Genomic DNA, 8,281 nt, shown 5'->3' with positions numbered 1-8,281 from the left:
CCCAACTCCCGCACCAGCGTGTACACCGGCTCGCCGCCCGCGGCCACGGGCGTCAGCCACATCTGCAGGAACCGCAGCGGTACGGCCCCGTCGTTGCGCTCGACGTGCCGGACCCCGGCCGCCGCGCTGAGGTGCTGAAGGTCGCCGGGGCGTACTCGCCGTTCGCGTCCGCCGGAGTCGCGGTGGGTGAGCTCGCCCTCCAGGACCCAGGTGACGATCTCCACGTGCCGGTGCGGATGCTCGTCGAACCCGGAGCCCGGCTCCAGCCGCTCCTCGTTGACGGCGATCAGCGGGCCGAAGCCGAGGTTGTCCGGGTCGTAGTGGGAGCCGAAGGAGAAGGCGTGGCGGGTGGTGATCCCCGCGCCGGGGTCACCGCCCGGGTACCGGCCGCCGGCCCGCCGTACGTCGATGGTCACACCGGCCACGCTACCGGCGCCGCACCGCGCGGCCCGCGGGGCCCGCCGGGGCCGGTCACCAGCCCGGTGTGACGGTCCGCACACGGACCGCTGCCACCCGGCGCGTCGCAAGCCGACCGGCATGGGGCACCCTTGGGGGCGTGCCCGCACCAGATCCTTCCGAAGCCGCTCCGTCCGCGTCCGGCCCGCCCGCCCCGCACCGCTACTCCGCCACGCTGAAACGGCTGGAGCGGTCGTCCGGCAGCCTCGCCGCGCAGGCGATCGCGCGGATGGACGAGACGCTGCCCTGGTACCGGGCGATGCCTCCGGAGAACAGGTCCTGGATCGGTCTGGTCGCGCAGGCGGGCATCGCCGCGTTCACCGAGTGGTTCCGCCGCCCGCAGACCCCGACGCAGGCGATCTCGACCGACGTCTTCGGCACGGCCCCCCGCGAGCTGACCCGCGCCATCACGCTGCGGCAGACCGTGGAGATGGTGCGCACCACCATCGAGGTGATGGAGTCGGCGATCGACGAGGTCGCCGCGCCGGGCGACGAGTCGGTGCTGCGCGAGGCGCTGCTGGTCTACGCGCGGGAGATCGCCTTCGCCACCGCCCAGGTGTACGCCCAGGCCGCCGAGGCGCGCGGCGCCTGGGACGCCCGCCTGGAGTCGCTGGTGGTCAACGCGGTGCTCTCCGGGGAGGCCGACGAGGGCGCGGTGAGCCGGGCCGCGGCGCTGGGCTGGAACTCGCCGGAGCACGTGTGCGTGGTGCTGGGCACCGCCCCCGAGGGCGACAGCGAGCTGACCGTGGAGGCGATCCGGCGCGCCGCGCGGCACACCAAGCTGCAGGTGCTGACCGGCGTGCTGGGCCACCGCCTGGTGGTGATCGCCGGCGGCAGCGACAACCCGATGCACGTGGCGAAGTCGCTGATCGGGCCGTTCGCCGCCGGCCCGGTGGTGGCCGGTCCCGTGGTGCCCGACCTGCTGGCGGCGACCCGTTCCGCGCAGGCGGCGACCGCCGGGCTCAAGGCGTGCTCGGCCTGGCCGGACGCCCCTCGCCCGGTGCTGGCGGACGACCTGCTGCCGGAGCGCGCGATCGCCGGGGACCCGATGGCGCGCGAGCAGCTGGTGGAGGAGATCTACAGACCGCTGGAGGAGGCCGGATCGGCGCTGCTGGAGACGCTCAGCGTCTACCTGGAGCAGGCGAGCAGCCTGGAGGGCGCGGCCCGCATGTTGTTCGTCCACCCCAACACCGTGCGCTACCGGCTCCGACGTGTGACCGATGTCACCGGGTGGTCACCTTCCGACGTCCGCTCCGCGTTCGCCCTGCGGGTGGCCCTGGTCCTCGGGCGTCTCACCGATGGTGATCACCTCGCCTGAGCGTTTGTCCAGGTCCTACAACTAGCCTTGCCGTTCTTCGTCCCTGTCCCCACGGGCGGGGGTCGCCGTCTCCGAGAGAGAGTGTGAAAGTGCTCGTACTCGTCGCTCCCGGCCAGGGCGCACAGACGCCCGGCTTCCTGACTCCCTGGCTCGAACTCCCCGGCGCCGCCGACCGCCTCGCCGCGTGGTCGGACGCGATCGGCCTCGACCTCGTCCACCACGGGACCGAGGCCGACGCCGACGCGATCCGCGACACCGCGGTGGCGCAGCCGCTGCTGGTCGCGGCCGGTCTGCTGTCCGCGTCGGCGCTCGGCGACGTGACGCCCGGCGCGGTCGCCGGTCACAGCGTCGGCGAGATCACCGCCGCCGCGTTCGCCGGCGTGCTGGAGGACTCCGCCGCGCTGTCGCTGGTGCGCACCCGCGGTCTGGCGATGGCCGAGGCCGCCGCCGTCACCGAGACGGGGATGGCCGCGCTGCTCGGCGGCGACCCCGACGTGACGGTCGCGCACCTGGAGAAGCTGGGCCTGACCCCGGCGAACATGAACGGCGCGGGTCAGATCGTGGCCGCGGGCACCGCCGCGCAGATCGAGGCGCTGGTGGAGGACAAGCCCGAGGGCGTGCGCCGCGTGGTGCCGCTGAAGGTGGCCGGCGCGTTCCACACGCACCACATGGCCCCCGCGGTCGACAAGCTCGCCGCGGCCGCCGAGGCGCTCACCCCGGCCGACCCGCGGGTCGCCTACGTCTCCAACAAGGACGGCGCGGCGGTCTCCTCCGGCGCCGAGGTGCTGCAGCGGCTGGTCGGCCAGGTCGCCAACCCTGTCCGCTGGGACCTGTGCATGGAGACGTTCCAGAAGCTCGGCGTGACCGCGCTGATCGAGGTCTGCCCCGGCGGCACGCTCACGGGCATCGCCAAGCGCGCCCTGCCGGGCGTCAAGACGCTCGCCCTGAAGACCCCCGACGACCTCGACGCGGCTCGCGCGCTCATCGCCGACCACGCCTGACGCCCCAGAAGGAGCCGACCGAACATGTCGAAGATCAAGCCCAGCAAGGGCGCCCCGTACGCGCGGATCCTGGGCGTGGGCGGCTACCGCCCCGCGCGGGTCGTGCCCAACGAGGTGATCCTCGAGACGATCGACTCCTCCGACGAGTGGATCCGGTCGCGCTCCGGCATCCGGACCCGGCACTGGGCGAACGACGAGGAGACCGTCCCGGCGATGTCGCTGGAGGCGGCCGGCAAGGCGCTGGCCGCCGCCGGGATCGACGCCGCGCAGGTGGGCGCGGTCGTGGTCGCGACGGTCTCCCACTTCGAGCAGACCCCGGCCGTCGCCACCGAGATCGCCGCCAAGCTCGGCACGGACAAGGCCGCCGCCTTCGACATCTCGGCCGGCTGCGCGGGCTTCGGCTACGCGCTGACGCTCGCCAAGGGCATGGTCGTCGAGGGGTCCGCCGAGTACGTGGTCGTGATCGGCGTGGAGCGCCTGTCGGACCTGACGGACCTGGAGGACCGCGCGACGGCCTTCCTGTTCGGCGACGGCGCGGGCGCCGTGGTGGTCGGCCCGTCCGACGAGCCCGGCATCGGCCCGACGGTCTGGGGCTCCGAGGGCGACAAGTCCGGCGTCATCAAGCAGACGGTCTCCTGGAACCGCTACCGCGTCGGCGACCTCGACGAGCTGCCGCTGGACGAGGCCGGCCGGGTGAAGTTCCCCGCCCTCACCCAGGAGGGCCAGACGGTGTTCCGCTGGGCCGTCTTCGAGATGGCGAAGGTCGCCCAGCAGGCGCTGGACGCGGCCGGGATCGGCCCGGACGAGCTGGACGTGTTCATCCCGCACCAGGCCAACGAGCGCATCATCGACTCGCTGTTCAAGACCCTCAAGCTTCCCGGGACGGTCACCGTCGCGCGGGACGTCCGCACCACCGGCAACACCTCGGCCGCCTCCATCCCGCTGGCGATGGACCGGCTGATGGAGACGGGCGAGGCCAAGAGCGGCGACACGGCCCTGGTCATCGGTTTCGGTGCCGGACTGGCCTACGCCGCGACGGTCGTTACCCTCCCCTAGGCGTTCCGTTCCGGGACGAAGCGTTCCGGCACGGACATGTGGACATAGAGCGCCACACCCTCAGAAATACATCTACGAAGGAGCGCCGACATGGCCGCCACCCAGGAAGAGATCGTCGCCGGTCTCGCCGAGATCGTGAACGAGATCGCCGGCATCCCCACCGAGGACGTCCAGCTGGACAAGTCCTTCACCGACGACCTGGACGTCGACTCCCTGTCCATGGTCGAGGTCGTCGTCGCCGCCGAGGAGCGCTTCGACGTGAAGATCCCGGACGAGGACGTCAAGACGCTCAAGACGGTGGGCGACGCCGCCGACTACATCCTCAAGCACCAGAGCTGAGCGACCCTCAGCACCTGGGCTTGGCCCCCGCCACCCGGCAGCGTCGCCGCCGCGGGTGCCTCGCCTCCCGGGCGAAGGCACCCGCAGCGGTGACTGTGCGGTGGCGCCGTTATTCCTCGTACCTCGTTGGAGAAGAGTTCCCGTGAGCCCGACCAATCGCACCGTGGTCGTCACCGGTATCGGCGCAACCACACCGCTGGGTGGCGACGTAGCCTCGACCTGGGAGGGCCTGGTCGCCGGACGTTCCGGCGTCACCCCCCTCGCCCAGGAGTGGGCCGCCGAACAGCCCGTCCGCATCGCCGCGCAGATCGCGGTGGAGCCGACCGAGGTCATTCCGCGCCCGCAGGCCCGCCGGCTGGACCGTTCGGCGCAGTTCGCGCTGGTCGCCGCCCAGGAGGCGTGGGCCGACGCCGGTTTCACCGCCAAGGCCGGCGAGGAGGGCGCGGGCGTCGAGCCCGAGCGTCTGGGCGCCGTCATCGCCTCCGGCATCGGCGGCGTGACCACCCTGCTGGGCCAGTACGACGTGCTGAAGGAGAAGGGCGTCCGCCGCGTCTCCCCGCACACCGTCCCCATGCTGATGCCGAACAGCCCCTCGGCCAACGTGGGCCTGGCCGTGAACGCCCGGGCGGGCGTCCACACGCCGGTCTCCGCCTGTGCCTCGGGCGCCGAGGCCATCGGCTACGCCATCGAGATGATCCGCAGCGGCCGCGCCGACGTGGTCGTCGCGGGCGGCACCGAGGCGGCGATCCACCCGCTGCCGATGGCCGCGTTCGCCAACATGATGGCGATGTCCAAGAACAACGACGACCCCGAGGGCGCCTCGCGTCCCTACGACACGGACCGCGACGGCTTCGTGATGGGCGAGGGCGCCGGTGTCCTGATCCTGGAGTCCGCCGAGCACGCCGCCGCGCGCGGCGCCCGTGTGTACGCGGAGGCGGTCGGCCAGGGCATCTCCGCCGACAGCCACGACATCGTGCAGCCGGAGCCCGAGGGCCGCGGCATCCAGGCCGCGCTGCGCAACCTGCTGGCGAGCACCGACCTGGACCCGGCCGAGCTGGTCCACGTCAACGCGCACGCCACCTCGACGCCCGCGGGCGACATCGCGGAGCTCAAGGGTCTGCGCGCGGTGTTCGGCGACGACACGGACCACATCGCGGTCTCCGGCACCAAGTCGATGACGGGTCACCTGCTCGGCGGCGCCGGCGGCGTCGAGTCGGTCGCCACGGTGCTGGCGCTGTACAACCGGGTGGCGCCGCCCACGATCAACATCAAGGAGCTGGACCCGGCGGCCGCGGGGCTCGCCGACGTGGTCCGCGACGAGGCGCGCAAGCTGCCGGTCGACGGCCGGATCGCCGCGCTGAACGACTCCTTCGGCTTCGGCGGCCACAACGTGGTGCTGGCCTTCCGGACGGTCTGACACCGCCCGCACGGCTGAGGGCCCCCGCTCCGGCGGGGGCCCTCTCGCGTTCCGTGCGGTGTTGTTCCGTGCGCGGCGGGTCAGACGACCTGGTGGAGCCAGCGGACGGGGGCGCCCTCACCGGCGTGGCGGAAGGTCTCCAGCTCGTCGTCCCACGGCTTGCCGAGCAGTTTCGCCACCTCGGCCTCGAGCTCCGTCTCGCCCTTGCGGGCGCGGGCCAGCGCGGCGCGCAGCCGGTCCTCGGGGATCATGATGTCGCCGTGGATGCCGGTGACGGCGTGGAAGATGCCGAGCCCGGGCGTGCAGCTGTAGCGCTCGCCCTCGGCTCCGGCGCTGGGCTCCGAGGTGACCTCGAAGCGCAGCATCTGCCAGCCGCGCAGCGCGGAGGCGAGCTTGGAGGCCGTGCCGGCCTTGCCCTGCCAGGACAGCTCCGAGCGCCAAGTGCCGGGCGAGGCGGGCTGCCGGATCCAGTCCAGGTTCACGCGGGCGCCGAGCACCCCGGCGACCGCCCACTCGACGTGCGGGCACAGCGCGCGGGGAGCGGAGTGCACGTACAGAACCCCACGTGTCGTCACCGAGACCTCCTCGAAGCGGCGCGCTTGCCACGGACAGAACGGACGGACGGGGCTCCTGGGTTCCCGGACAGCGGCCTGACGGCGTGTCGGGGGAGCCACGGAGCGAGGCTATCGTGCCGACGGGTGGCGAGTGTGACGTACGGTCGGTCCCACGGCCGCGAAACGCCGCCATTCACCCGGTGGGACGCTTGTGCGGGCGGGCGGGGCGGCATCCGGGCGGCACCGGGAACTCCCGCGCGTTCTCATGGTGGGGGCACGAGCGACCTGTGCCCTCTTTCGCCGGAACCATGGGCGCCACGGCCCACGAGAGCACCGGAAGGAGCCCCGGGCATGCCGACCCCTCGCCGTGTGAGGCCGCGGCCCGCCGTCCTCGCGGCCGTCGCGCTCGCCGCGCTGCCGGCACTGGCCGCGTGCGGCGGCGGCGAGGAGTCCGCGGCGCCCCGTCCGAAGGCCTCGCCGTCGCCCTCCTCCTGGGACCGCTCGCCCGGCTCGGTGGCCGCCGTCGGCGACTCGATCACCACGGGGTTCGACTCCTGCCAGGTCCTCTCCGACTGCCCGAGCGTGTCCTGGTCCACGGGGGACTCCCCGCAGGTGCGGAGCCTGGCGGCCCGGCTGCTGGGGGACGGCGCGACCGCCCGGGCGCGCAGCTGGAACTTCGCGGAGACCGGCGCCCGGATGTCCGACGTCGAGGGGCAGATGCGGCAGGCCGCGGCCCGGCGGCCGGAGCTGGTGACGGTGCTGGCCGGCGCCAACGACGCCTGCCGCGGGTCGGTGAAGGGGATGACCCCGGTGGAGGAGTTCCGCGAGCAGTTCGAGGCGGCCCTGGGCACGCTGCGCCGGGAGTCCCCGAAGACGCAGGTGTACGTGGCGTCGATCCCGGACCTCAAGCGGCTGTGGGAGGTCGGCCGGGGGACGTCGATGGCACAGGAGATCTGGAAGCTGGGCATCTGCCCGACGATGCTGGGGGAGGCTGAGGCGATGGACCGCAAGGCCGTCGAGCGCCGCAGGAAGGTGCGCGAGCGGGTGGAGGAGTACAACGAGGCGCTGGCCGAGGTGTGCGCGCGGGACCGGCGGTGCCGGACGGACGGCGGGGCCGTCTACGCGTACCGGTTCGGCGCCCGGCAGCTGAGCCGGTGGGACCTCTTCCATCCCGGCGTGGACGGCCAGGCGAGGCTGGCCGACATCGCCTACCGCGCGGTCACGGCCTAGGGTGGCGATCATGAACAGTGAACTCTTCGGCGCCCTTCCCGACGGCGCCTCGGTGCACCGGTGGACCCTGGAACGGGCCGGGGTACGGGTGCGGGTCCTCTCGTACGGCGGCATCGTCCAGTCGGTCGAGACGCCGGACCGCGAGGGCCGCACGGCGGGCGTCGCGCTCGGCTTCGACGAGCTCGACGGGTACCGGAAGTTCACCGGCCCGTTCTTCGGCGCGCTGATCGGCCGCTACGCCAACCGGATCGCGGGCGCCCGGTTCGCCCTGGACGGCGCCGAGCACGCGCTGCCGCGCAACGACGGGGAGAACTGCCTGCACGGCGGGGACGAGGCCTTCGACAAGCAGGTCTGGGACGTCGAGCCGGACGGTGAGCACGCGCTGCGGCTGACCCGGGTGAGCCCGGCGGGCGAGGACGGCTTCCCCGGCCGTCTGGAGGTCTCCGCGGTGTACGCGCTGAAAGAGGACGGGTCGCTGTCCCTGACGTACGAGGCGGTGACGGACGCGCCGACGGTGGTGAACCTGACCAACCATACGTACTGGAACCTGGCGGGCGCGGGGTCCGGCACGGCGCGCGGGCACCGGCTGCGGCTCGACGCCTCCCGGTACACGCCGGTGGACGGGGCGAACATCCCGGACGGACCGGTGGCCGGGGTCGAGGGCACGCGCTTCGACTTCCGCGGCACCGAGGGGCGCCTGACGGGTGAGGGCTACGACCACAACCTCGTCCTCGACAAGGGGGTCACCGCGGAGGCGGTGCCGGTGGGCGAGATGTGGGAGGAGTCCACGGGGCGGGTGCTGACGGTCGCCACGACGGAGCCGGGCATCCAGGTGTACACCGGGGACTTCCTGGAGGGCGGGTTCGCCCCCGGCGACGGCGTCGCCCTGGAGACCCAGCACTTCCCGGAC

Annotated in this window: 9 protein-coding genes; 7 read left to right on the top strand and 2 right to left on the bottom strand. The window is 73.3% G+C overall.

Going from position 1 to position 8,281, the window contains the following annotated elements; all coding sequences use genetic code 11:
* Window positions 1–410, bottom strand: a 410-nt coding sequence (locus tag ACOV8S_RS09880) for a pirin family protein (protein ID WP_448317886.1), incomplete at its 3' end; no start/stop codon positions are given.
* Between the two features lie 146 nt (window positions 411–556).
* Between ACOV8S_RS09880 and ACOV8S_RS09875 the strand changes: the two genes are divergently transcribed.
* The 5 genes from ACOV8S_RS09875 to ACOV8S_RS09855 all read left to right on the top strand — a co-directional run bounded on the left by ACOV8S_RS09875 (window position 557) and on the right by ACOV8S_RS09855 (window position 5,587).
* Window positions 557–1,774: a PucR family transcriptional regulator gene (locus tag ACOV8S_RS09875; RefSeq protein ID WP_448317426.1), complete on the top strand. Its 1,218-nt coding sequence runs from the start codon at window positions 557–559 to the stop codon at window positions 1,772–1,774.
* 89 nt (window positions 1,775–1,863) lie between these two features.
* Window positions 1,864–2,775 carry an ACP S-malonyltransferase gene (locus tag ACOV8S_RS09870; RefSeq protein ID WP_448317425.1) on the top strand — a complete coding sequence of 304 codons (912 nt, stop codon included), beginning with the start codon at window positions 1,864–1,866 and terminating at the stop codon, window positions 2,773–2,775.
* Between the two features lie 24 nt (window positions 2,776–2,799).
* A complete protein-coding gene (locus ACOV8S_RS09865) occupies window positions 2,800–3,831 on the top strand; it encodes a beta-ketoacyl-ACP synthase 3 (RefSeq protein ID WP_448317424.1) in 1,032 nt (343 codons plus the stop codon).
* A 90-nt stretch (window positions 3,832–3,921) separates the two neighbouring features.
* Entirely contained in the window at window positions 3,922–4,170 is a 249-nt protein-coding gene (locus tag ACOV8S_RS09860) for an acyl carrier protein (RefSeq protein ID WP_108953593.1), read from the top strand.
* Between the two features lie 142 nt (window positions 4,171–4,312).
* The gene (locus ACOV8S_RS09855; RefSeq protein WP_448317423.1) at window positions 4,313–5,587 is read left to right on the top strand and encodes a beta-ketoacyl-[acyl-carrier-protein] synthase family protein; all 1,275 of its coding nucleotides are present in this window, start codon (window positions 4,313–4,315) and stop codon (window positions 5,585–5,587) included.
* Window positions 5,588–5,667: 80 nt separating this feature from the next.
* Here the strand turns inward: ACOV8S_RS09855 and ACOV8S_RS09850 are convergent, their stop codons facing one another.
* Window positions 5,668–6,162 (bottom strand): DUF3145 domain-containing protein, encoded by a 495-nt coding sequence (locus tag ACOV8S_RS09850; RefSeq protein WP_448317422.1) that lies wholly within the window; start codon window positions 6,160–6,162, stop codon window positions 5,668–5,670.
* Between the two features lie 330 nt (window positions 6,163–6,492).
* Between ACOV8S_RS09850 and ACOV8S_RS09845 the strand changes: the two genes are divergently transcribed.
* The gene (locus ACOV8S_RS09845; RefSeq protein ID WP_448317421.1) at window positions 6,493–7,371 is read left to right on the top strand and encodes an SGNH/GDSL hydrolase family protein; all 879 of its coding nucleotides are present in this window, start codon (window positions 6,493–6,495) and stop codon (window positions 7,369–7,371) included.
* A gap of 10 nt (window positions 7,372–7,381) precedes the next feature.
* Window positions 7,382–8,281: aldose epimerase family protein (locus tag ACOV8S_RS09840; protein ID WP_448317420.1), on the top strand; the 900-nt coding region annotated here is incomplete at its 3' end.

It is taken from the genome of Streptomyces sp. CO7, from assembly GCF_053474865.1.
Note: the sequence above shows the minus strand (reverse complement) of the source record. Positions and strands in the feature narration are given on the sequence as shown.